General features: G+C 68.2%; 21 protein-coding genes and 1 pseudogene. 8 read left to right on the plus strand and 14 right to left on the minus strand.

The window, feature by feature from the left end; translation table 11 throughout:
* The first annotated feature begins 126 nt into the window (after positions 1-126).
* From HQ314_RS09535 to HQ314_RS09545, 3 genes are read left to right on the plus strand one after another with little or no spacing between them, the layout of a single operon-like run.
* On the plus strand, positions 127-1,902 hold the full coding sequence (locus tag HQ314_RS09535) for an amidohydrolase family protein (RefSeq protein ID WP_222649897.1): 1,776 nt from the start codon (positions 127-129) through the stop codon (positions 1,900-1,902).
* A complete protein-coding gene (locus tag HQ314_RS09540) occupies positions 1,899-2,504 on the plus strand; it encodes a TetR/AcrR family transcriptional regulator (RefSeq protein WP_027506160.1) in 606 nt (201 codons plus the stop codon). Before HQ314_RS09535 ends, HQ314_RS09540 begins: the two co-directional genes overlap by 4 nt.
* Positions 2,501-3,358 (plus strand): alpha/beta fold hydrolase, encoded by an 858-nt coding sequence (locus tag HQ314_RS09545; protein WP_222632210.1) that lies wholly within the window; start codon positions 2,501-2,503, stop codon positions 3,356-3,358. Before HQ314_RS09540 ends, HQ314_RS09545 begins: the two co-directional genes overlap by 4 nt.
* An 8-nt stretch (positions 3,359-3,366) precedes the next feature.
* On the opposite strand, the gene HQ314_RS09550 is transcribed toward HQ314_RS09545, so the two are convergent.
* The 7 genes from HQ314_RS09550 to HQ314_RS09580 form a co-directional block, all read right to left on the minus strand.
* Entirely contained in the window at positions 3,367-4,581 is a 1,215-nt protein-coding gene (locus tag HQ314_RS09550; RefSeq protein WP_308119330.1) for a low temperature requirement protein A, read from the minus strand.
* A gap of 52 nt (positions 4,582-4,633) precedes the next feature.
* Entirely contained in the window at positions 4,634-5,182 is a 549-nt protein-coding gene (locus tag HQ314_RS09555; protein ID WP_222632212.1) for a hypothetical protein, read from the minus strand.
* Positions 5,183-5,546: 364 nt separating this feature from the next.
* On the minus strand, positions 5,547-6,659 hold the full coding sequence (locus HQ314_RS09560; protein ID WP_027506158.1) for an ABC transporter ATP-binding protein: 1,113 nt from the start codon (positions 6,657-6,659) through the stop codon (positions 5,547-5,549).
* An 11-nt stretch (positions 6,660-6,670) separates the two neighbouring features.
* Complete coding sequence (locus HQ314_RS09565) at positions 6,671-7,552, minus strand: carbohydrate ABC transporter permease (RefSeq protein WP_222649898.1); 882 nt, start codon at positions 7,550-7,552, stop codon at positions 6,671-6,673.
* Positions 7,552-8,499, minus strand: coding sequence for a carbohydrate ABC transporter permease (locus HQ314_RS09570; RefSeq protein WP_027506156.1), 948 nt, complete (start codon positions 8,497-8,499; stop codon positions 7,552-7,554). Before HQ314_RS09570 ends, HQ314_RS09565 begins: the two co-directional genes overlap by 1 nt.
* A complete protein-coding gene (locus HQ314_RS09575) occupies positions 8,499-9,848 on the minus strand; it encodes a sugar ABC transporter substrate-binding protein (RefSeq protein ID WP_222649899.1) in 1,350 nt (449 codons plus the stop codon). Before HQ314_RS09575 ends, HQ314_RS09570 begins: the two co-directional genes overlap by 1 nt.
* Before the next feature lie 7 nt (positions 9,849-9,855).
* The gene (locus HQ314_RS09580; RefSeq protein ID WP_222649900.1) at positions 9,856-10,878 is read right to left on the minus strand and encodes a sugar-binding transcriptional regulator; all 1,023 of its coding nucleotides are present in this window, start codon (positions 10,876-10,878) and stop codon (positions 9,856-9,858) included.
* A gap of 69 nt (positions 10,879-10,947) precedes the next feature.
* Between HQ314_RS09580 and HQ314_RS09585 the strand changes: the two genes are divergently transcribed.
* Positions 10,948-11,970, plus strand: coding sequence for an NAD(P)-dependent alcohol dehydrogenase (locus HQ314_RS09585; protein ID WP_222649901.1), 1,023 nt, complete (start codon positions 10,948-10,950; stop codon positions 11,968-11,970).
* Complete coding sequence (locus HQ314_RS09590; protein ID WP_222649902.1) at positions 11,967-13,442, plus strand: mannitol dehydrogenase family protein; 1,476 nt, start codon at positions 11,967-11,969, stop codon at positions 13,440-13,442. Before HQ314_RS09585 ends, HQ314_RS09590 begins: the two co-directional genes overlap by 4 nt.
* A 24-nt stretch (positions 13,443-13,466) precedes the next feature.
* Here the strand turns inward: HQ314_RS09590 and HQ314_RS09595 are convergent, their stop codons facing one another.
* The gene (locus tag HQ314_RS09595; RefSeq protein ID WP_222649903.1) at positions 13,467-14,858 is read right to left on the minus strand and encodes a xylulokinase; all 1,392 of its coding nucleotides are present in this window, start codon (positions 14,856-14,858) and stop codon (positions 13,467-13,469) included.
* 72 nt (positions 14,859-14,930) lie between these two features.
* On the opposite strand from HQ314_RS09595, the gene HQ314_RS09600 reads away from it, so the two are divergent.
* On the plus strand, positions 14,931-15,623 hold the full coding sequence (locus HQ314_RS09600; RefSeq protein WP_222649904.1) for a TetR family transcriptional regulator: 693 nt from the start codon (positions 14,931-14,933) through the stop codon (positions 15,621-15,623).
* Here HQ314_RS09600 and HQ314_RS21860 read toward each other — a convergent pair.
* Positions 15,607-17,663, minus strand: a pseudogene (locus HQ314_RS21860) (acyltransferase family protein). The gene HQ314_RS09600 and the pseudogene HQ314_RS21860 overlap by 17 nt on opposite strands.
* A gap of 165 nt (positions 17,664-17,828) precedes the next feature.
* Between HQ314_RS21860 and HQ314_RS09610 the strand changes: the two are divergent.
* The gene (locus HQ314_RS09610) at positions 17,829-18,986 is read left to right on the plus strand and encodes an acyl-CoA dehydrogenase (RefSeq protein ID WP_056441154.1); all 1,158 of its coding nucleotides are present in this window, start codon (positions 17,829-17,831) and stop codon (positions 18,984-18,986) included.
* Between the two features lie 24 nt (positions 18,987-19,010).
* Here the strand turns inward: HQ314_RS09610 and HQ314_RS09615 are convergent, their stop codons facing one another.
* The 3 genes from HQ314_RS09615 to HQ314_RS09625 are packed head-to-tail and all read right to left on the minus strand — an operon-like array spanning position 19,011 to position 20,627.
* Positions 19,011-19,379 (minus strand): RNA-binding S4 domain-containing protein, encoded by a 369-nt coding sequence (locus HQ314_RS09615; protein ID WP_027506141.1) that lies wholly within the window; start codon positions 19,377-19,379, stop codon positions 19,011-19,013.
* Complete coding sequence (locus HQ314_RS09620) at positions 19,376-19,867, minus strand: metallophosphoesterase family protein (protein ID WP_222649905.1); 492 nt, start codon at positions 19,865-19,867, stop codon at positions 19,376-19,378. The genes HQ314_RS09615 and HQ314_RS09620 overlap by 4 nt, the downstream gene beginning before the upstream one ends.
* 1 nt (position 19,868) lies before the next feature.
* A complete protein-coding gene (locus tag HQ314_RS09625; RefSeq protein WP_027506139.1) occupies positions 19,869-20,627 on the minus strand; it encodes an SDR family oxidoreductase in 759 nt (252 codons plus the stop codon).
* Positions 20,628-20,731: 104 nt separating this feature from the next.
* Between HQ314_RS09625 and HQ314_RS09630 the strand changes: the two genes are divergently transcribed.
* Entirely contained in the window at positions 20,732-21,136 is a 405-nt protein-coding gene (locus HQ314_RS09630; RefSeq protein WP_222649906.1) for a VOC family protein, read from the plus strand.
* Positions 21,137-21,161: 25 nt separating this feature from the next.
* Here HQ314_RS09630 and HQ314_RS09635 read toward each other — a convergent pair whose 3' ends face one another.
* The gene (locus HQ314_RS09635) at positions 21,162-22,880 is read right to left on the minus strand and encodes a metallophosphoesterase (RefSeq protein WP_222649907.1); all 1,719 of its coding nucleotides are present in this window, start codon (positions 22,878-22,880) and stop codon (positions 21,162-21,164) included.
* 120 nt (positions 22,881-23,000) lie between these two features.
* Positions 23,001-23,780 carry a 1-acyl-sn-glycerol-3-phosphate acyltransferase gene (locus tag HQ314_RS09640; protein ID WP_027506136.1) on the minus strand — a complete coding sequence of 260 codons (780 nt, stop codon included), beginning with the start codon at positions 23,778-23,780 and terminating at the stop codon, positions 23,001-23,003.
* Positions 23,781-23,906 lie beyond the last annotated feature (126 nt).

The following is a 23,906-nucleotide window of genomic DNA, read 5'->3' on the forward strand; positions in this document are numbered from 1 at the left end:
CTTCGGCCCCGTGCGCCCTTTGCGTATCCGGAGATGCGCAAAAGGCACACGGGGGACGAAGTCCCACTATTGCGAGTGATCACTCTCTAAGTTACGGTGAGCCCATCGCACAGTGATGGAGGTCACATGAACGAGTCGCACTTCGATGTGGTGATCAGCGGCGGGACCGTGTTCGACGGAGATGGTGGGCCGGGAGTTCGCCGCGATGTCGGCATCGTCGACGGCGTGGTCCGTGCCGTGTCCTCGGACGCGCTCGACGTCGGACCGGACACCGAGGTCATCGACGCCACCGGCCAGTGGGTCATGCCGGGATTCGTCGACGTGCACACTCATTACGACGCGGAGGTCCTGGTGGGGCCGGGCCTGAGCGAGTCGGTGCGCCACGGCGTGACGACGGTGCTGCTCGGCAACTGTTCGCTCTCCACCCTGTACTCCACTCCCGTCGACATCGCCGACCTGTTCAGCCGCGTCGAGGCCCTCCCCCGCGATCACGTGCTCAAGGCCGTCGACACGCACAAGACCTGGTCGGGCCCGGAGGAGTACATCGCCGCGCTCGAGCGCCTCCCGCTCGGACCGAACATCGCTGCGCTGGTGGGGCACTCGGACCTGCGCGCTCACGTCATGGGACTCGACCGGTCGACCGACCGCTCCCAGCGACCGACGCGCGAGGAGACGGCGCAGATGGCGGACGCCCTCGAGAAGGCACTCGACGCGGGCATGCTCGGCATGTCCACGATGACCAATCCCTGGGACAAGCTGGACGGGGATCGATACCGCTCGCGCTCGCTGCCGTCGTCCTACGCATCGTGGTCGGAGTTCCGCCGCCTGCACAAGATCCTGCGTCGCCGCGGCCGTCTGCTGCAGAGCATTCCGAACCTGAACACCAAGTACGACATGGTGTTCTTCCTCGGCGCCGCGACGGGCATCGGCCGACGCGCACTGAAGGTCTCGCTGCTGGCCGCCGCCGACGCCAAGGCCTCGCCGTGGATCCACCACATCTTCGGTCCGCTGGCCGCTGCGGTGAACGGGCCGGGCAAGGGGCAGTTCCGCTGGCAGCACCTGCCCACGACGTTCGACGTCTACTCCGACGGAATCGACCTGGTCGTCTTCGAGGAATTCGGTTCCGGCAGAGCAGCTCTGCACCTTCGTGAGGAGCTCGGCCGTAACGAACTGCTGAAGGACGAGGCGTATCGACGCTGGTTCCGCGCCGACTTCGAGAAGAAGTTCTCCTCCCGTGTGTGGCACCGAGACTTCGGCGACGTCATCATCACCGAATGCCCCGACTCGTCCGTCATCGGCAAGAACATCGCGGAGTTGGCACGGGAGCAGGGGATCCACGTCGTCGACGCCTTCCTCGACCTGGTGGTCGAGCACGGCCGGAAACTACGCTGGCACACCACCATCGCCAATCATCGCCAGAAGCAGATGGACAAGCTGATCACGAATCCCGGTGTGACGGTGGGGTTCTCCGATGCCGGGGCGCACCTGCGCAACATGGCGTTCTACAACTTCGGCATCCGCCTGCTGCGGCGCGTGAACGACGCCCGCGAGTCGTTCCTGACGGTCGGCCAGGCGGCTCACAAGCTCAGCGGCGAGCTCGCCGACTTCTACGGCGTCGACGCCGGCCACCTGCGTCTCGGCGATCGCGCCGACATCGTCGTGGTGAATCCCGCCGGCCTGACGGACGAGGTCGACGCGTACAACGAGGAGACGATGCCGGAATTCGGGGGTCTCAGCCGCATGGTCAACCGTAACGACACCGCGGTCACCGCGACGCTCGTCGGCGGACGAGTCGCGTATCGCGAGGGCCGATTCGCCTCCTGGTTCGGGGTGTCCGAGCGGGCGGGCAGATTCCTGCGAGCGGGCGTGAGGACACCTGCGGCCACTACCGTGTCCGTGTGAGACGAACGCAGGAAGAGCGCCGCACCGACACCATCGCGCGACTCCTCGACGCGACCATCGCGTCGCTGTGCGAGAAGGGTTACGCCGCCACGACGGTCAACGAGGTGGTGACCCGCGCGGGAGTGTCGTCGGGTGCGCTCTTCCGGCACTTCGCCACCCGTCTCGATCTCGTCGTGGCCGCGGCGGACGAGGTCCGGAGGCGCCAGTTCGAGGAGTTCCGCGCCGGGCTGTCCGGCTTCGGCTCGGCGTCCGTCGAGCACTGCCTGACGTTGCTGCGCGCCGCGTGCCGGGCGCCGATCAACGGTGCCTGGTACGAGCTGCTCATCGCCGCCCGGAGTGACGATGCACTGCGGGAGCGTCTCGTTCCGTTCACCGTGCGCTACCACCAGGAGATCACCGACCTCGGACGCTCGCTGCCGATCGCGGGCACGATTCCCGCGGCGGAACTCGATACGGTGCTCTTCACGGTGGTACACCTCCTCGACGGGGAAGCCCTCTCCGCCGTGGTGCATCCGCAGCCCGAGCAGGACGAGGTGCGGCTGCACCTCGTCGCGCGACTGCTCCGAGGAGAGTCGCTGTACAGAAGGAGCGAGGCAGGATGACCGAGCCGCACAGCAGGTGGACCGCTCACTCGACGGGTGCCGCACTGGCCGTGTTCGAGTACGGCGATCCGGAGTCGGACACGACGGTGCTGCTCGTGCACGGGTATCCGGACGACCACACCATGTTTCACCCGATGATCGACGCCATCGGTGATCGCGCCCGCGTCATCGCCTACGACACGCGCGGTGGTGGCCGCACCGTCGTCGAGCACCCGGAACGGTCCGAGTCGTTCGCCATCGAACGCCTGGCCGACGACACCTATGCGGTGGTCGAGTCGATCCCCGATCTCCGCGGAGCGGTCCACGCCTTCGCCCACGACTGGGGTTCGGTGCAGATGTGGGAGCCGATGCGCGATCCCCGCGCCGCCGAGGTGTTCGGATCGTTCACCTCCGTCTCCGGTCCCAGCATCGACCACCTCCGCGAGACGTCGCGTCGGCGCGGACTGCGGCCCACCCAGTGGCCGTCGGTGCTCGGTCAGCTCGCCCGGTCGTGGTACATCTGGGGCTTCCACGTGCCGGTCCTGGGAAAGTACGTTCCGACTCTGTTCGTCCAGGCCGGTCCCGCGGACCCCGCTCCCGCCGCGGATCCGCTGAACATGCAGCGCGGTGTCGAGCTCTACCGCGCCAACATCATTCGGCGCATGCTGTCCGGGCCACCACCGCGGTGCGACGTACCCACACTCGTCGTGGTTCCGCTGAAGGATCGCTTCCTCTCCCCCGATCTGGTCCAGGACGTCGACCGCTGGGTCCCCGACCTGACCGTCCTGGAGGTCGACGCGAAGCACTGGTGGCCCTGGAGTCACCCGGGAGACGCGGCGGACGTGCTGCTCGACCACGCCGGCCGGGACCGATAGCCCCGGCGTCAGGTCTCGGTCGTGTCGACCGGACTGCGGCGCCGACGGATCACCCCGGTGACGACGGCCGTGATCGCGCCGACAGCGAGGACGATGGCCGAGGCGAACGGGAGCCTGGTGTCGACGAGACCCAGCACGACGACGACGGGAATGGCCAGCGCCGGCCACGGGAACACCGTTCTCCAGTCGCCGGAACTCCAGCCGAGAACGGCGCAGATCCCGACGACGAACAGCGCCACCCCACCGGACAGGGCCCAGCGCCCGGCATCGGTCAGTTCGCCGACGGGATGCAGGACGTACTGCTGGATCCCGACGCCGAGGAGAGCGACACCCAGGGTGAGAGGGAGGTGCCCGTAGACGTACCCGTCGGCACGGCCACTGCCCACCACCCGCTCGTCGTCCTGGATCTCCGTCTTGGCCTCCGCGCCGCCGATGTCGAAGTACATCCACCACACGGCTGCAGCGATCGTGAATCCGAGTGCCGCGACGGCGACGGACGAGAACATCCAGTGGGTGTCGTGCATCCCGAGCACCACAGCCGAGATCGACTCACCGAGAACGAGAATGACGAAGAGCCCGAACCTCTCCGGCAGATGCTCGAGGTGCAGCGGAACATCCGGTCCCCAGTGGGTCGCGGCGAACGGCGCCGCGGCCTCCACCATGATTCCCACCGCCCACAGCAGGTAGGTGATCGGTGACGGGGTGAGCAGCGAGACCGTCCAGATCACGATACTGACGCCGGTGGCCGCGAGGTACAGATCGATCGTGACGCGGACGTCGGGGATGTGCCGCCGTGCGCGAAGATACAGACCGGCGAGAATCACCCGCGTCGCGATGTACCCGGCTCCGAAGGCGACGGTCCCGTCGCCGCCCACCGCCGTCGCGGCACTGGCGGCCATCACCGCCACGGCGAAGGTGGCGGCCAGTTTCAGCAATCGGTACAGGACGTCGTTCGTGTCGAACCTGTTGGCGTACAACGTGGTGGTCACCCAGGACCACCACGTGACGGCGAAGATTCCCGCGAACTCGGCGATGCCCTGCCAGCGAAGGTCGTCCTTCAGTGCGAGTGCGAGTTGGTGCACGACCAGCACGTAGGCGAGGTCGAAGAACAGCTCCAACCGGGTCGCGCCGCGATCGGCCTCGGTCCGCAGCTTCGGCGGTTGCACCAGCGGAGTGCGCTGGTCGGCTCCCGCATCGGTGTCGCCGTCCGAATGCGCCGGCACGTCATCACCACCCTGCAGGTTGCGAATCGGACAGACCTCGCGGATCGGACGGTCAGCCGATGATGCGCGACACTACGCCCCGCGCCACTTCCTCGGGACGGAACTGCTCGCTCGCGTACGCGGAGATGGCGACCACTCCGCCGGCCAACGCGGGGACGACCCACTGCAGTGCCTGGAGTTTCTTCTGCGCGGCCGCCACGTGCGGTGGCGTGGACGCGGTGGGCGTGGTCCCGTCAGAGGCGGGTACCGCACCTTCCTTCGAGACCGTCTGTCCCAGAACGCGGCTGTACGCGGTGACCGCCAGTGCTGCCGCCGTGAGCGCGGTCTTGGCGACGGCCATCGAGGCGACGCCGTCCTGCGCCTTCAGACGTCCGTAGTCGTTCTTCAGCAGTGCTGTCGCACCGGCGAGATGGACACCGATGGCCGCGGCGTTGACCGGCGTCCACCGATCCCATCCCTCGTTGGTGACAGCCCCGGTGGAGGCGGCGGTGTCGGCGTTCGACGACGCCTCGTTCAGTGCGACGGCATTGGCGAGGGTTCCGCCGAACCAGGCCGCGAGTCCGACATCGTGGAGCAGGTGGGCAAGGGTGGCACGGGCCATGAGAATCTCCTGTGTCGAGAGCGAGTGCCTCGAACTACCCTCGTGCCGTGCGCTGAAACGTGTCGACCGGTCCAGGACGTCGACCGCCGGGTGCCGGACCTGACCGTCCCGGAGGTCGACACGAAGCACTGGTGGCCCTGGAGTCACCCGCGAGACGCGGCGGACGTGCTGCTCGACCACGCCCACAGGAACCGACAGCCCGCAGGCGAGTGTGAGTACACACGATCGACGAACACTCTGCCGATCCGCAGAATCACCGGCGATCCTGTGGCCACACGCTCACATGCGAGGTCCCGCGACGGTGGACGGGTGTGGGAACGGTCTTCCCGGCACGTTCCCACACCCGAGTCTTGCCCCCTGCTGCTCAGGCCCCGATCCGCTCCCCCGAGGTCGGGTGGAACAGGTACGCGGTGCCCTCCTGCTTGGTCAGCGTGACCTTCTCGCCGATCCGCGCGGGTGCCCTCCTGGGAGAGCGTGCCACGATCGTGGCCGGTGTGCCGTCCGAGGCGCGGATCCGGGTGTCGTCGAAGCTGGCGTAGAGGTAGCTCTCGTTGCCCAGTTCCTCCACGAGGTCGACGGTGACCAGCAGTCCGTCGTCGTCCGCGGAGCCGATCGCGAGCTGTTCTGGACGCAGGCCGAGGGTCACCTCGTCGAGTCCCGCGGCGGCGATGGCGGTGAGCTGGTCGCGCTCGAGGGGGACGGTGCGCTCACCGACCTTCAGGCCGCCGGACACGACGGGCACCGTGAACAGGTTCATCGCCGGCGAGCCGATGAATCCGGCCACGAAGGCGTTGACCGGGTGGTCGTAGAGCTCGGTCGGCGCGGCGAACTGCTGCAGCTTGCCGTCCTTGAGGATCGCGACGCGGTCGCCCATCGTCATGGCCTCGACCTGGTCGTGGGTGACGTACACGGTGGTCGTCCCCAGCCGACGCTGCAGCGCGGCGATCTGCGTGCGTGTCTGTACCCGCAGTTTGGCGTCGAGGTTCGACAGCGGCTCGTCCATGCAGAACACCTGGGGCTCACGGACGATCGCGCGGCCCATGGCGACGCGCTGCCGCTGACCGCCGGAGAGCTTGCCGGGCTTGCGATCCAGGTACTCGGTGAGGTCGAGGAGTCGGGCCGCCTCGGCGACGCGGGCCTGACGCTTCTCGAGGCTGACCCCGCGCATCTTGAGCGCGAAGCCCATGTTCTCGCCGACGGTCTTGTTGGGGTAGAGCGCGTAGTTCTGGAACACCATCGCGATGTCGCGGTCCTTGGACGGCACACCGACCATGTTCTTCCCGCCGATCTCGATGGCACCGCCGTCGATCTCCTCGAGACCGGCGAGCATCCGCAGCGCGGTGGATTTCCCGGAGCCCGACGGGCCGACCAGGACGACGAACTCGCCGTCCTGGATGTCGAGGTCGAGCGAGTCCACCGCCAGCTTGTCGGCGCCGTCGTAGATGCAGGACGCTTGCTTGTACGAGATTGCAGCCATGGTTCTTTCTCCTACTTGATGGCGCCGAAGGACAGGCCGCGCACGAGCTTGTTCTGCGCGAACCATCCGGCGAGGACGACGGGGAGGGCTGCGAACGTCGCAGCGGCGGAGAGCTGGGCCCAGTACAGGCCCTGCCCGGTGATGAAGCCGACGAGGTAGACCGGAATCGTCTGTGCCTGAACGGCGGTGAGGTTGACGGCGAAGAAGAACTCGTTCCACGAGAAGATCACACAGATCAGCGACGTGGCCGCGATGCCGGGCGAGACCAGCGGCAGGATGACCTCCCGCACCGATGTCCACAGCGAGGCCCCGTCCATGCTCGCGGCCTCGAGCAACTCGCTCGGGACCTCGAGGAAGAACGACCGCATCATCCACACCGCGATCGGCAGATTCATCGCCGTGTACAGGATGATGAGCGCCCAGATGTTGTCGAGCAGACCGATGTCGCCGACGATGACGTACAGCGGCACGATGGCCGCCACGACCGGCAGCATCTTCGTCGAGATGAAGAAGAAGAGCACGTCCTGCGTCTTCTTCACGGGACGCAGCGACAGGGCGAACGCAGCCGGGACACCCAGCAGCAGAACGAGAATCGTGGACACGACGGTCGCGAAGGCCGAGTTGAGCAGCGTGGTGCCGATGCCGCTCTCGAGAACGCCGCGGTACTGGTCGAGGGTCGGGGTGAAGAAGATCTTCGGCGTCGCGGTGTACGCATCGGCTTCCTGCTTGAACCCGGTGATGACCATCCACAGGACCGGGAAGAAGAAGGCGATGCCGGCGACCCAGGCGACGAAGGACCAGATCGATCCGGGCCCCCATCGCTTCTTGCGTGTGATCGGCGCGGTGACGCTCGAAGTTCCGCTGCCGGCGCTCCGCTCGGTGGTGGTACTCATCAGGCAGCCTCCTCTTTCCCGCTGAAGCTCGTGAAGATCAGTCGCAGCGCCAGTGTGCTGACGACGATGGTGGCCACCACGGTGACGACGCCCATGGCCGCGGCCTGGCCGATGTCGAAACCGAGGAACGCTCGTTGATAGATGTAGAACGGCAGGTTCGACGACGCCACACCCGGGCCGCCGGACGTCATCATGTAGACGGCGTCGAAGGTGTTGATGAGGTAGATGGCGCCGAGGACCGCTCCGAGCTCGATGAAGCGTCGCAGATGCGGCAACGTCAACTCGCGGAACAGTGCGACGGGCCCGGCGCCGTCCACCCGCGCCGCCTCCGCGATGTCCTTCGGCATCGACTGCAGTCCCGCCAGGATGAGCAGCATCATGAAGGGGGTCCACTGCCAGACGAGGTTGGTCATGACCGCGGCGAGCGGGAACCGCGAGACCCAGTCGATCTGGTCGACCCCGAACGGGCTGAGCACGAAGTTGATGAGGCCGAACACCGGGTCGAACATGGTGGTCTTCCAGATCAGTGCACCGGCGACCGGGGTGATGAGGAACGGAGTGATCAGCAGGGTGCGGATCAGACTGCGGCCGATGAACTTACGGTCCAGCAGCAGTGCGAGCACCAGGCCCAGCGCCACCGAGATGATCACCGTGCCCACGATCATGATCACCGTGTTGAACGCGACCGAGCGGAACTGGCTGTCCCGGAACACGTCCACGTAGTTGTTCAGACCGTTGAACTCCCGCGATCCGGGGCGCACCAGGTTCCACGACTGCGTCGAGTAGTACAGCGTGAACAGGAACGGGATCTGCGTTACGACGATCGCGAAGACCATGGCCGGCAGCAGGGGACCGCGGCGCCGCCACCCCTCCGCCTTCGAGATCACCCGTTCGCGAGGAACGAACGGCGTCTCGGATCTCGCCGAGCCGACTTCGGTCGTGGTCATCACTGATCCTCCTGATACGTCTTGCCGACCACCTCGGCGTACTGCTGCGCTTGAGCGAGCGCGTCCTGGACGCTGATCTGTCCTGCCACGGCGGCGCTGATCTGCTGACTGACCCGAGTGCCGAGATCCTGGAACTCGGGGATGGTGAGGAACTGGACGCCGGTGTACGGCACCGGATCGACCGTCGGGTTCAGCGGATCGGCATTGTTTATCGAGTCGAGCGTGACCTGACCGAAGGCGGCCGACGCCTCCTTGTACTCCGGGATCTCGTAGGTGGACAACCGGCTTCCCGGTGGCACCCGCTCCCAGCCGAGCTCGGTGCCGACCTTCTTCAGATACTCCTTGTTCGTCATCCACGACACGAACTTCCAGGCGTCGTCCGGGCTTTCCGACGTCGTCGGGATGCCGAGCGACCAGGAGTACAGCCAGCCGTTGTCGCCCTTGGCCGCCGACGGGGCCTTGGCGTACCCGATCTTGCCGACGACGTTGCTCGACGTGGGGTCCTCGAGCACCGACACCGCCGAGGTGGCGTCGTACCACATGGCCGTGTTGCCCTGTGCGAGTTGCGTTCCGCACTCGCTGAAGCCGCTCGTCGCCGCGCCGGCCTGTCCGTGCGACCGGACCAGGTCGACGTAGAACTGCACGGCTTCCTCGACCTGCGGACTGTCGAGTTGCGCGTTCCAGTTCTCGTCGTACCACCGGCCGCCGAAGGCGTTGATGACGGTGTCGAGGGGCGCGAGCACCTCGCCCCAGCCGGGCTTGCCACGCAGGCAGATGCCGGACATGCCCGGACGGTCGAGTGTCGCGGCGGCCTCGGCCACCTGATCCCAGGTGGGCTCGGCCGGCATCGTGATGCCTGCTTCCTCCATCAGGTCCTTGCGGTACATGAGGAAGGACGACTCACCGTAGAACGGCACCGAGTACATGCTTCCCTCGTGGGACAGCGACTCCTTGAGCGACGGGATGAAATCGTCCTCGTCGTATCCCGGTGTGGCCTGCGCGTACTCGGACAGATTGGTGAGCCACCCGTTCTCGGCCCATTGCGGCGTCTCGTAGTTGCTGATCATCACCACGTCGAACTCACCACCGCCCGTGGCCACCGACGCCGTGATCTTCGCGCGCGCCTCGTTCTCGGACAGCGAGACGAACTTCAGGTTCACACCCGGGTTCTCGGCCTCGAACTCCGGTGCGAGCGAGATCGCGTCGGACATCTGCGAGTTGGAGACGATGGCCACGGTGATGGTCGTGCCGCCACCGTCACCTCCGAACGATCCCGCGCCCGCGCAGCCGCTCGCCGTCAGCACGGTGGCTGCGGCGAGGGCGGCGAGTGGGACGAATCGTGATGTCACGTCGGTACTACCTCGATTCCTTCATGGGGTTGCTGCCGTGCTCGTCGAGAAGGTCCAGAGCACAGGCGATATCGGTCACCAGGACGGTGGCGAGACGGCCGCGCAGAGCGGCCCGGATCGCGGCGTGCTTGCGCGCACCGCCGGAGATGAGGAGCGTGGTGGCGCAGTTCCGGATGTCGTCCAGCGGCACCGAGACCGTGCGGTCGGTCAGTGAGCTGTCGACGTCGGCGCCGTCGGAGTCGAAGAACCGACCGCCGATCTCACCGACCGCACCGAGTCGATCGAGTTCGGACAGGAGGTCGGCGTCGAGGAAGCTTCCCTCGAACAGCGTCGTCGACGTCGACACCGGGCCCAGTCCGAAGAACATGAGGTCCGCGGTGCGTCCGGCGTCGAGCGCCTTGGACATCAGCGAGTCCTGTTGCAGCGCGACGACTGTCGCCGGGTCGGCGTAGAGAGGGGCGTTGAGCCGCATCGGCGTCGCCTGCAGTTGCTCGGCGCAGCGGGTGAGGACGAAGTCGACACCGGTCTGGTAGTCCGCGGTGCTCATGGATCCGTCCAGCTGCACCACGCGGGCGCAGCGGCTGCCGCGTCCCTGGAGCGACTGCGCCACCGCAACCGTCTCCGGCCCCCACGTGAAACCGAGTGTGTGAGAAGGCTGCACGCGCCGGGTGAGGATGCCCGACGCGGCGCGCCCCACCGCGTCGTACCGACCGCCGGCGTCGTCGATGGTCGACGTGACCACCAGCGCCTCGTCCAGGCCGTACCGCTCCTCGAGTCGACGTTCGAGATCGGTGTGCACCGATCCACTGATCTCCTCGGGCACGTGGATCTCGATGCGCACGAGCCCGTTCGCCCGAGCCCGAGCGACGAGTCGACCTGCCGTGGGACGGGAGACACCGAGCTTGGTGGCGATCTCCGCCTGGGTCGCGCCCTCGACGTGGTACATCGTCGCCGCACGCAGCGCGAGCCTCAGCTCGTCGCTCGAACTCGGCGTCGTCACGATGTCGCTCCCGGTCGTCGAGGTGAGCATCTGCTCACCTGGTGTTCATCTGCTCACTTAAGCTAACATCCAGGTGTGATCCACACAACAGTCGATTCCATGCGTGCCGCAGTTCTCACCGAACCGGGACACATCGAGACGCAGACGCGACCTGTGCCGACGCCGAAGGCAGGTGACGTCCTCGTCCGGGTGGCTTCCGTCGGGGTTTGCGGATCGGATGCGCACTACTACCGCGAGGGTCGCATCGGCGACTTCGTCGTCGAGTCGCCGCTCGTTCTGGGCCACGAGGCGTCGGGTGTGATCGTCGCCGTCGGTGACGACGTCTCCCCTCGGCGAGTCGGATCGCGAGTGTCCATCGAGCCGCAACGACCCGATCCCGACAGTCGCGAGACCCGATCGGGCCACTACAACCTGTGCCCCCACATGGAGTTCTATGCGACCCCTCCCGTGGACGGTGCCCTCTGTGAGTACGTGACCATCGGATCCACGTTCGCGCACGACGTACCCGACGCCGTGTCCGACGACGCCGCGGCCCTCTTCGAGCCCCTGTCGGTGGCCATCGCGACCGCACGCAAGGCCGGGATCACCGGCGGCTCGCGAGTGTTGATCGCGGGCGCCGGGCCGGTCGGAGTGCTCACGGCGCAGGTCGCACGCGCCTTCGGCGCCACGGAGATCGTCGTGTCGGACATCTCGGCCGACCGCCGCGCCAACGCCACCCGGTACGGGGCGACCCGCGTGATCGACCCGGCGGACGGGTCGGTGCACGACCTCGACGTCGACGCGTTCGTCGACGCGTCGGGCGCACCCCGCGCAGTGCAGGACGGGATGCGCGCCGTGCGCCCTGCGGGCAGAGTGGTGCTCGTGGGCATGGGCGGAGACGCGTACCCGATACCCGTGTCGGTGATCCAGAACCGGGAACTGTGGGTCACCGGCGTCTTCCGCTATGCCGACACCTGGCCCACCGCACTGGAACTCGTCCGCACCGGACGAGTCGAGCTCGACAGCATGGTGACGGGTCGGTTCGACCTGGATCATGTCGAGGACGCACTGAATCACGACCGCACCGACGGCAGCATCAAGGCTGTCGTCACCGTGACACCCAGTCAGGAGACCCTCTCGTGAAGCTGTCCGCCGCCACCCTCGCCCAGCTTCCCGACGACGTGGACGTGCCACGGTACGACCGCTCGGCGATCACCACCGGGATCGTCCACTTCGGCGTCGGCGGCTTCCACCGTGCGCACCAGGCGATGTACGTGGACCGGCTGCTCCGCACCGACTTCGAGTCCGCGTCGAGCTGGGGCATCTGCGGCGTGGGCGTGCTGCCGGGTGATCGCCATATGAAGGACGTCATGGACGCCCAGGACTGTCTCTACACCCTGGCACTGCGGCACTCCGACGGCTCGTGGGACACCTCGGTCATCGGATCCATCACCGAGTACCTCTTCGCGCCGGACGATCCCGAGGCGGTGATCGAGAAGCTCGCCCACGCCGACACCCGCATCGTCTCTCTCACCGTTACCGAGGGCGGCTACAACTTCTCGGCCACCACGGGCGAGTTCGACGCCGAGAACCCGGCTGTGCGAGCGGATCTGGCCCCCGATGCGGTACCGGGCACGACCTTCGGACTGGTGTGCGAGGCGTTGTCCCGCCGGAAGGATCGCGGGCTCGCGCCGTTCACCATCATGTCGTGCGACAACATCGAGGGCAACGGACACATCGCCCGATCGACCTTCACCGCGTTCGCCCGCCTGAAGGATCCCGCACTGGCACAGTGGATCACGGACACCGCGCAGTTCCCCAACTCCATGGTCGACCGCATCACGCCCGTCACCACACCCGACGTCGTCGACCAGCTCGCCTCACGGTACGACCTCGAGGACCGGTGGCCCGTGGCCGCGGAGCCGTTCACCCAGTGGGCGCTGGAGGATCACTTCACCCTCGGCCGGCCGCCGTTCGAGGACGTGGGCGTGCAGGTCGTCGACGACGTCACACCGTACGAGCTGATGAAGCTGCGCCTGCTCAACGCGAGCCATCAGGCCCTCTGCTACGTCGGATACCTCAGTGGCTACCGGCTCGTGCACGACGTCACGCAGGACGCACTGTTCGCCGAGTTCCTGTTGCGCTACATGGACGAGGAAGCCACTCCCACGCTGCAACCGGTTCCCGGAATCGACCTGGCCGAGTACAAGAAGACGCTGATCGAGCGCTTCTCCAATCCGGAGATCCGGGACACCGTGGCCCGGCTCTGCGCCGAGTCGTCGGACCGGATCCCGAAGTGGCTGGTCCCGGTGGTGCGCACGAACCTCGGGTCCGGAGGGCCGGTCGCACTGTCCGCCACGGTGATCGCGAGCTGGGCGCGCTACGCCGAGGGTGTCGACGAGCAGGGTGAGCCCATCGAGATCGTCGACCGTCTGAAGGACACGCTGACCCCGCTGGCTCGGCAGCAGCGCGACGACCCCCTCGCGTTCGTGCGGAACCGCGAGTTGTTCGGCGATCTGGTGGACGATCCGCGCTTCGTCGACGCCTACACGTCGGCTCTCGACTCCCTGCACACCCGCGGAGCCCGCGCCACCGTGGAGTCGTCGGTGCGCTGACGCCCGTACGCCCACACCGAACCACTACGTCCCCTCGGTCAGGTCCCGCACCTCGGCGTAGCGTTCGCGCACCGCCGGGGTCGGGTCCGCCTCGTACCGGGGAATGTCCGCCGCGGCCCAGGTGGGCGGTTCGGCCCCGCCGGACAGCACCCAGGCCGCCTGGCGCGCGGCCCCGTCGGCCACGTACTCACCGGGCGGCGGGACGTCGACGGGCATGCCGAAGACTCCCGGCGCGAGGACGCGCACCGCCTCGGATTTCGCGCCCCCGCCGACGAGCAGCACTCGCGACACGGTCGCACCCTGCGCCACCAGGTGGTCGATCCCGTCGGCGAGACTGCACAGCAGACCCTCGATCGCGGCGCGCGCGAGGTGCGCCGGGGTCGAATTACTCAGGCGCAGGCCATGAATCGCGCCGGTCGCGCCGGGCCTGTTCGGTGTGCGCTCCCCCTCGAGGTACGGCACCATGACCAGGCCCTGGCTCTCCGTGGACAGCGCGAGCCGCGACAGCTCGTCGTGGTCGACGCCGAGCAGGCGCGCGGTCGCATCGAGCACGCGCGCGGCGTTCAGCGTGCAGACGAGAGGCAGTTGACGACCGGTGGCGTCGGCGAAGCCGGCCACCAGTCCCGACGGGTCGCGAGGAGCCACGGCGGACACGGCCGAGACGACGCCGGACGTGCCGATGGAGACCACCAGGTCACCCTCGCCGGCACCCAGAGCCAGTGCCGCAGCGGCATTGTCACCGGTTCCGGGCCCGATGGCCGCGCCTTCGGAAGTCGTGCCGATCCGTGTCGAGGGCGCCGCCACGGTGGGCACGTGCGGGGTGCGCCCGCGTAGCGCGAGACCGAGCAGATCGACGCGGTACTCGTTCGTGGCCGCCGAGAAGTATCCCGTGCCGCTGGCGTCACCCCGATCCGTGGCCAGGGCGTCGAGTCCGCGAGCACCGCCGAGGCGCCAGGACAGCCAGTCGTGCGGAAGACAGACTGCCGCAGTGCGATCGGCGTTCTCCGGCTCGTGATCCGCGAGCCACCGCAGCTTTGCCGCGGTGATGGACGCGACCGGCACCACGCCCACGGCGTCGGCCCACTCCTGGCCTCCACCCAGCTCGGTCACCAGGTCGAGCGCCGACTCGGCGGAGCGAGTGTCGTTCCACAGCAACGCCGGTCGGACGGTCTCGCCCGCCTCGTCGAGACACACCATGCCGTGCTGCTGCGCTCCGACGGAGACCGCGTCGACGCCGTCCATTCCACCGGCGTCCGCGAGAGCGGTCTCGAGAGCCTCGTGCCACCGGGCCGGGTCGATCTCGGTGCCGTCGGGATGGCCGGCCCGACCGTGGCGGACCAGCTCACCGGAATCCGCGTCCCGAACAACGATTTTGCACGACTGGGTGGACGAATCGACACCCATCACCAACGCCACGACCTCGTCCCTTCACCGTCACGTGCGTTCCGGCAGCTCACCGGTCCGAGCAGTTCACGCTACCGTGAAGCCATGGCCGCCCACGACGAACCGCGAGAAACCGAGGACGCCCGGTTTCGCCTCGAGGTCATGGGTGCGGCGCTGGAGCTCTTCGAGAGCAAGGGGTACGAGGCCACCACGGTCGACCAGATCGCGGAGAGCGCGGGGCTGTCGCGCCGCACGTTCTTCCGGCAGTTCCGGTCCAAGGAGGATGTGGTCTTCCTCGACCACGACGCCACCCTCGCCCATGTGCAGGACTTCCTGGGAACGACCGACCTCGACCCGTACGACGCCGTGTGCGAGGCCGCCGCGCGCGTGTTCGCCCGGTTCTCCGGCACGCCGGACACCACCCGTCGCCGCTACCGCGTCCTGCAGACGGTGCCCGCCCTGCGCGAGCGCGAACTGGTGATGGTGCTGCGGTACGAGCGCGTCTTCGTCGACACCCTGCGCCGCGGCGCCCCGACGCAGGAGCCGCTCTCCCTGGTGCAGTTCGCCGCCGCGGTCACGGCGACGCACAACTACCTGCTGCGTACGTGGCTTCGCGACGGGGCCCGAGTGGAGGTCGAGGACGTCCGGCGCGCCCTCGGGGCGGTGAAGCGGCGGTTCGTCACCGACACCGCGGGAGACCGGCCCACCGCACTCGTGTTGCCGCCGGGGACGTCGGTCGCCGACGTCACGACCCTGCTCACACAGCACTTCGGGGACGGTCTCACCACCACCCCGTGACCTCGCCGAGCGTGCTGTCGACCACCGGCACGAGCGACCGGACGTACGTCGCCGACAGGTGGTGGGAATCGTGGTAGACCAGCACGTTTCCTTCGACGACGCGACACACGTCGGGACCGCAGACCGCATCGGAGAAGTCGACGGGAACCACCGAGGGGAACGGCAGCGACGCGGCGCGGGCCGGATCGATCTCGGACAGGACCTCGCTGCGCGGCAGTCCGCACGACTCGCTGTCGCCGCCGTCGGCAAGGCAGTCCGCGGCGCGATACGGGACGCCCTCCCGGCTGAGCCACGGAGTGTCCCGCACGGCCACGACGGGAAGAGCGAGCGCGGAGAAGCGTGCCCAGACGTCGAGGTACGCGTCGGGTGTGACGTCGCCGAACTCCGTGGGGCTCGGCCGCGTCGAGGTGGTGAACACCCAGTCGGGGCGGTCCGACGCGAGGATGTCGAGCACGTCCGAGGACCAGTCCCGGCAGTCCGGGTAGGGCAGATCCACCAGGAGCGGCTCGCCGATGTCGAGCGGGCACCCCATCTTGAGGTAGGTCACCACGGCGAACCCGCGATCCCGGCCGATCCGGTCGAGTGCGGGGAGCCAGTGCTCGGCATGCGATCCCCCGGCCAGGGCAAGGGTGCGCGTCGCGTCGGGATCGCCGTACACGCACGAGATCACATCGCGCTGCGTCATGTCCGCGATGCAGCCGTCCAGCGTCGACTGCGGCAGGTCCAGGTCCGCATCGAGCACGGTGGGTCGCATCGGAGCGTCCGGCACGGGAACACCGTCGACGAGTGCGAGCGCCCCCGGGTAGCGATCGTCGGAGCTCACGTCGGCGGTCGGCTGGGCCGTCGCTCGATCGAGGTAGCCCTGCCAGGTAGCGCTCGCCGCGGCGAGGCCGATCGCTCCGACGGGTCACCAGGGCGGTGAGGACGCCGCGGCCCGCGCCCCGACGGTGCACCGGCTCCTCCACCCACGAGCGTGTGGCGACGGCCAGGGCGATCGAGACGACCACCACGGCGGATCCCGTCACCACGGTCACCGAGTGCCCGGTTCCGAGCACCGCGATGAGGATCGGCCAGTGCCACAGGTACAGCGGGTAGGCGATGGAGCCGAGGAACTGCAGTGGGCGGGACTCGAGAGCACGGGTCACGGCCGGTGCTCGTGACTCGGGAGCACCCGCACCGCAAGCACCAGCAGCATCGCGGCCCCGACCGGCACCAGCGCGGCAGGACCGGGGAACTGCGCCGCACCGTCGACGAGGAACCCACAGCCCACCAGTGCGGCAAGTCCGACGACGGCAGCCGCGGCCCGTAGCGCGGCCGGCAGCACCACTCGACCGATCACCAGCCCGGCGATCGCGCCGACAGCGAGTTCCCACGTCCGCGCCCCGGTGTCGTAGTAGGCCCACCCCTGGTGGGTGCGGCCGATGTCGGCCGCATAGGTGAACGACACCGCGGCGGCGACCGCGAGCACCGACACCAGCACCGGTGTGGTCAGGTCCCGACGACCACACCGACGGCACGCCGCGGTGACGAGGAACACCACGGCCGTGACACCGACGTAGAACTGCACCTGCACGGACATCGACCACAGGTGCTGGAGCGGACTGACCGACAGATCGGCCGCCGCGTAGTCGGACGCGGTCCGCGCGAGCTCCCAGTTCTGGACGTACGCCAGCGACGCGAGGAGCTGCCGCGTCGTCGCGTCCCACATCGTGAAGGTCGGTCCCACGCGGTCCAGAGCGCCACCGCGCCGAACACCACCACCGCCGCGGGGTACAGGCGTCGGGCGGTGCGGACGACGAGGGGCCGCAGGATCGGACCGTCGGCTCGCTCGACGCGGCGCAGCACCATCGACGTGAAGAAGAAGCCGGACAGGACGAGGAAGACGTCGACACCGCCCGAGACCCTGCCGAACCAGATGTGGAAGACGACCACGAGGGCGATCGCCAGCCCGCGGAGACCGTCGAGATCGACGCGGTGGCCCGGCCTGCGCGCGCCGACTGCCCGGGCACCCGGCGCACGGGTCGTCGCCTGGTGGTGCACGACCACCAGAATAAGGGACGGACGGTACGGGCCCGGAGCACCCACACGTGACCAGTGACACCAAGTGCCACGCAGCCATGGTCACCGGCCGGTCGGTCCGGTACGCTGGCCTCATTCCGTGACACCGAGTGCCACGACCCTCTCACCACGACGAACGGACATCCCATGGCCGGCAACCCCAGCTTCGACCTCTTCCAGCTCGCCGACGAGCACAACGAGCTCCGCGAGGCCATCCGCGCACTCTCCGAGAAGGAGATCGCGCCGTACGCCACCGAGGTCGACGAGCAGGAGCGCTTCCCCGAGGAGGCACTGAAGGCCCTCAACGCCTCCGGCTTCAACGCGGTGCACATTCCCGAGGAGTACGGCGGCCAGGGCGCCGACTCCGTCGCGGCCTGCATGGTGATCGAGGAGGTCGCCCGCGTGTGCGGTTCCTCCTCCCTGATCCCCGCCGTGAACAAGCTCGGCACCATGGGCCTCATCCTCAGCGGCAACGAGGAGCTCAAGCAGAAGGTGCTGCCCTCCATCGCCGAGGGCGAGATGGCCTCCTACGGACTGTCCGAGCGTGAGGCGGGCTCCGACGCCGCCGGCATGAAGACCCGCGCCAAGGCGGACGGCGACGACTGGATCCTGAACGGCTCGAAGGCCTGGATCACCAACGCCGGCAAGTCGACCTGGTACACCGTCATGGCCGTCACCGATCCCGAGAAGAAGGCCAACGGCATCTCGGCGTTCATGGTGCACAAGGACGACGAGGGCTTCTCGGTCGGCGAGAAGGAGCGCAAGCTCGGCATCAAGGGCAGCCCCACCCGCGAGCTGTACTTCGAGAACTGCCGCATCCCCGGAGACCGCATCATCGGTGAGCCCGGAACCGGCTTCAAGACGGCACTCGCGACGCTCGACCACACCCGTCCCACCATCGGCGCGCAGGCCGTCGGCATCGCGCAGGGCGCTCTCGACGCGGCCATCGCGTACACCAAGGACCGCAAGCAGTTCGGCAAGGCCATCAGCACGTTCCAGGGCGTCGAGTTCATGCTCGCCGACATGGCGATGGAGATCGAGGCGGCCCGCCTCATGGTGTACTCGGCAGCCGCTCGCGCCGAGCGCGGCGAGAAGAACCTCGGCTTCATCTCCGCCGCCTCCAAGTGCTTCGCCTCGGACGTCGCCATGAAGGTGACCACCGATGCGGTGCAGCTCTTCGGTGGCGCCGGCTACACGCGCGACTTCCCGGTCGAGCGCATGATGCGTGACGCCAAGATCACGCAGATCTACGAAGGCACCAACCAGATTCAGCGCGTCGTCATGTCGCGCGCACTGCTGCGCTGACGCCGGTGGCGGGACCGCCGCGCGTCACTCGCTCGGCGGTGCCGCCCGCAACCGGTCGATCTCGCGCCGGTCCCGCTTCGTCGGCCTCCCGGCTCCGCGATCGCGAACGGGCACCGCGGCGAACAGTTCACGCGGCGGTGGGGGTGGGCTCCGGTCGATGTAGCACGCCACCGCGGCCGGGGCTCCCACTCGCTTGTTCACGAGCTGGGTGACCTCGACGATCTTCTCGAATCCCCCTGCGCGGATGCGTACCTCGTCACCGGGTACCACGTGCTGCGCCGGCTTGGCGGCGCTGCCGTTGATCTTCACGTGTCCGCCGCGGCACGCCGACGCGGCGGCAGAGCGCGTCTTGAACAGCCGCACCGACCACGTCCAGGCGTCGATGCGCGTCACAGCTCGTGCACCACGACGTCCGAGACGGCACCGCCGCTCAGGGTCAGCGTCATGTAGGTGCAGTGCGGTTGCCGCCGACGGTCGGTCGGCGAACCCGGGTTGAGCAGGCGCATCCCGTTGGAGGACAGCGTGTCCCACGGAATGTGGCTGTGCCCGAACACCAGGAGATCGGTGTCGGGAAACGCCGCGTCCATTCGCCTCTCCCGTCCCGTTTTCGCACCGGTCTCGTGCGTGACGACCATGCGCACACCCTCGACCGTCCGCCGTGCGACCTCCGGCAACCGCGCACGGAGATCGTCACCGTCGTTGTTGCCCCAGCAGGCGAGCAGATCGGTCGACCGCTCCTCGAGCGCGTCCAGCAACGACGGCGCCATCCAGTCACCCGCGTGCACCACCAGGTCGGCCGCGTCCACCGCGTCCCACACCGCGGCGGGCAGATCCCGCGCGCGGGTGGGGACGTGGGTGTCGGCGAGCAGCAGCAACTTCACGTCAGTCTTTGGGCCCGCCCGCGACGTACACGACCTGACCGGACACGAATCCTGCACCCTCACTGCAGAAGAAGGATGCCGTGTGGGCGATGTCCTCGGGCTGACCGATGCGGTTGACCGGGATCTGCGACGCGGCACCCTTCTTGAAGTCCTCGAACGGCACGCCGACGCGCTCGGCCGTCGCCGCCGTCATCTCCGTCTCGATGAAGCCGGGTGCGATCGCGTTGACGGTGACGTTGTAGCGGCCCAGCTCGATGGCGAGGGTCTTGGTGAAGCCCTGCATGCCGGCCTTGGCGGCCGCGTAGTTGGCCTGACCGCGGTTGCCCAGCGCCGAGGTGGACGACAGGTTGACGATGCGTCCCCACTTGGCCTCGACCTGATGCTTCTGCACCTCGCGGGACATGAGGAACGATCCGCGCAGATGCACGCCGAGCACGGCGTCCCAGTCGTCGACCGACATCTTGAAGAGAAGATTGTCGCGCAGGATGCCGGCGTTGTTCACCAGCACCGTGGGCGCCCCGAAGTCGGTGGCGATGCGCTCGACCGCAGAGACGACCGACTGCTCGTCCGCGACGTTCGCGCCGACGGCGATGGCCTGACCACCGGCTGCGGTGATCGCGTCGACCGTGCCGGCACACGCCGCCTCGTCGAGATCGACGACGGCGACACCGAAGCCGTCCGCGGCGAGACGTCGGGCGACGGCGGCACCGATTCCTCGCGCACTTCCCGTGACGATTGCTGTCCTGACCTGCTCGCTCACGACTACCCTCTTTCTCATCTCGGCCCCGAAACCCCGCGGCTCCCACTCTTTCTATCAAGTCACAGGAGTCGGCGGACCACCCCTGCTCGAGAAAGAGGCTCACCATGACGACCCGACTGAATCCGTACCTGTCGTTCCGGGACACGGCGCGGGAGGCGATGGAGTTCTATCGCACCGTGTTCGGCGGAGAACTCACGCTGTCGACGTTCGGTGACTCGGGCATGCCTGTCGAGGAGTCCGAGTCGGGCAACGTCATGCACGGTCAGCTCGACACCCCGGGCGGCTTCACGCTGATGGGCGCCGACACTCCGTCGTCGATGGAGGTGAGCACCAACGGCACGGTGTCCCTGAGCGGCGACGACGAGCCAGAACTGCGCGGCTACTGGGACGCGCTCGCCGCGGGCGGCACCCTCGGCGTCCCGCTCGAGACGGCCCCGTGGGGCGACACCTTCGGGATGCTCACCGACCGGTTCGGGATCGGCTGGATGGTGAACATCGCCGGCAGCTAGCTGCCGACGGTCACATGGCCGGCAGCTAGCTGCCGAACGCGAGCGGCAGCTCGCGACGGAAGGTGACCTCGTCGAACTCCCGCCCGTACTCGTCGACCGCGGCGATGCGCATCCGACTCGGTGTGATGCCGGGGATCCCGGGCGTCACGTCCGCGCGGACGAACGAGTAGTTGCGGAATCGCACCCGTGACCAGGTGAGCGACTCGGGCACCTTCGAACCGTCCGCGGCGACGACGTAGCTGTTCGGCACCGACGTGTCGGCCACCTCGTTGCCGCGGTAGCTCTCGGGTTCGCCGTCCTGGAACCCGTAACGCGGGCGCCCACCGCCGCCCACCGTGTAGTAAACGGTGCCGTCCGAGACCGAGGTGACCTCCGACCGGTCACCGGCGACGCGGGTCGGCGAGCCGCCGCGGATCGGATCGGACCGCTCGAACACGTGGTTGTGCGCCTGCAGCACCACATCGACGTGGTACCGGTCGAAGAGCCCCGCCCACGCACTGCGGACGCCGCCGTCGCTCGCGTGGTCCTTCGTCGTCGAGTACGCGCAGTGGTGGAAGAAGCAGACGATGAAGTCGACGGCCGGATCGGCCCGGTAGCGCGCCAGGGTCGACTCCACCCATCCCGTCTGACGTCCGCCGCTGTAGCCCGTGTTCGCGCGGATCTCGTTCGAGACGTCGTTGGCGTCGAGCGAGAGCACGGCGACGTTGCCGTGGACGAACGAGTAGACCGACGGGCACCCGGCGGGGCCGTTGTCCGGCTGGTCCAATCGTGCTGCGTGGCCGCCGTATCCGTTCGGCCCGTACAGCGCCTCCATGTCGTGATTTCCGGTCGCGAAGAGCCAGGGCGTCGACGCCGCGCTCTGCTCGATCGCCGCGAGGTAGCCGTCCCAGACGTACGGGTTGAACTTGTCGAAGGCCTTGTCGACGGTGCCGCCACTGGGTACGAAGCGAGGAGTGCGGCCCTGTCCCGACGGGTCCGCGTACGCGATGTCGCCCGCGAGGATGTGGAAGTCGGGCCGCGAGTCGGCGATCTGGCGCACGATGTTGGCCGCGTGCTTGGCCGACGGCTCGTTGTCGGGCTTGTAGTACAGATCGTCGTAGTCACCGGGCTTCAGGCCGGGAGGCTGGGTCGGCGTCTCGTCGACGCCTTGATCTCCCATCATCGTGAACCGGAACGGCACGAGCCGGCCCGGCGGCAGAGCCGTTGCGGCACTGCGGACATCGCTGACGTAGCCGTCGGCGGTGCGCCACCGGTAGTAGTGCGGAAGACGCGGAGTGAGCCCGTCCACCGGAACGTGCAGGTAGAACTGCTCGGCCGCCAGGATGCCGCCGTCGGACCGCGGTACCTGGCTCACCAGGTTGCGCACCTCGGCCGACGTCGTGGCGCCCAGTGCCGGGGTCGGACCGTGGTCGAGAAACACCCCGGTGAGTCCGGGATTGCGGGAGAGCTGCGCCGAGAACCGGAGCTGCGTCGCGGCGTCGGAGCCGAAGGAGAGATGCCGTCCTCCGACGGTCAGCGGCGCGTCCTGCGCGTAGGCGACGCGATTCCAACCGGGGTTTCCCACCCCGGCCGCCGCGGCGACGGCGGCAGCACCCACGAGAAAGTTGCGACGGGACACCCGATGGCGACGGAGATTGCTCAGGTGCCAGTCGTGCTGCTCGGCGATGGAAGCGTTCGCCGCGATGTGGGCGGGGACTCCTGTGTCGACGATCTCCCCGGCCGGATTCAGTGCGTTCTCCACCATGGAGACGACGCTGCTCCCGTCACCTCGACGTCAGGCGCACGGCAGGCGAGCAGGAGCCGAACCGAATGTGAACAACGATGCAGCACATGACATTTCGGTCCGACCGGACAAAACCACCAGTCAGTACTGGCGGACCGACAACTCCACGGCCACCTGAAGGTACTCGGCGACGGTGCGCGCGATGGAGACCGGCTTGTCGGGGAGCACGATGTCCGGCACGTCGATGTGCACGCTCGCCGAGCGGTACCTGCCGGGCGGCGGTCCGTAGTGCAGCCCCATCACCACGAGCCTCGGTTCGACGCCGCGAGTCCGTGCGCGCGCGACGATGTGCCCGATCCCGCTCCCGACGTGCTGGAGCACCGTCGGATCACCGTCGTTGCACGTGCCCTCCGGGAAGATCGCGAGATCGTCACCACGAGAGAGCCTTTCGGCACACACGTCCATCATGAGATTGCCGGCCCGAGACACGGCGCGCAGACCGTGGTCGCGGCTGCGGAACACCGGGATGCCGCCCATCATCTCGATGCGACGTCGTTGCGACGTCCGCTCGGCGATGCGGCGGGTCCGCGGGCGGTTCGGTTCGGTCTCGACGAACAGCTCGTCCTTGGCCAGGACGCGGGTGCGGCCGATGACGGGTCGCAGCGCGCTGGACCACGCGGCGGCGGCGACCGTGTACGGGTCGGTCTCGCTGACGTGGTTCACGGCCAGGATGAACCGCGTGTCGTCGTAGATGAGGGCGCGGAGGCGTTCGCGAGCACCGTCGCCGTACCGGACGCGGGGTCGGAACCGTCCGGCGAGAGCCCCGTAGGCGAGCCGCGTGACGCGTCGATTCTGCTGATGCTCCCGGTAGTACTCGTACACGGCGTCGGCGTTCTCGAGGGCGACCACGGGGCGATCCATGCTCGAATCGTAGGCGTTCGCCCTGTTCCACCTATTTGTTCTGACAAATCGAGCGCGCCGTGTATGGTCTGGGTCACAGACGGAAACCCCGTCGGAGGCGGACCCGCAGGTCGGCCACGTGAAGTG

Source organism: Rhodococcus sp. BP-332 (assembly GCF_019836065.1).
GTDB lineage: Bacteria > Actinomycetota > Actinomycetes > Mycobacteriales > Mycobacteriaceae > Rhodococcoides.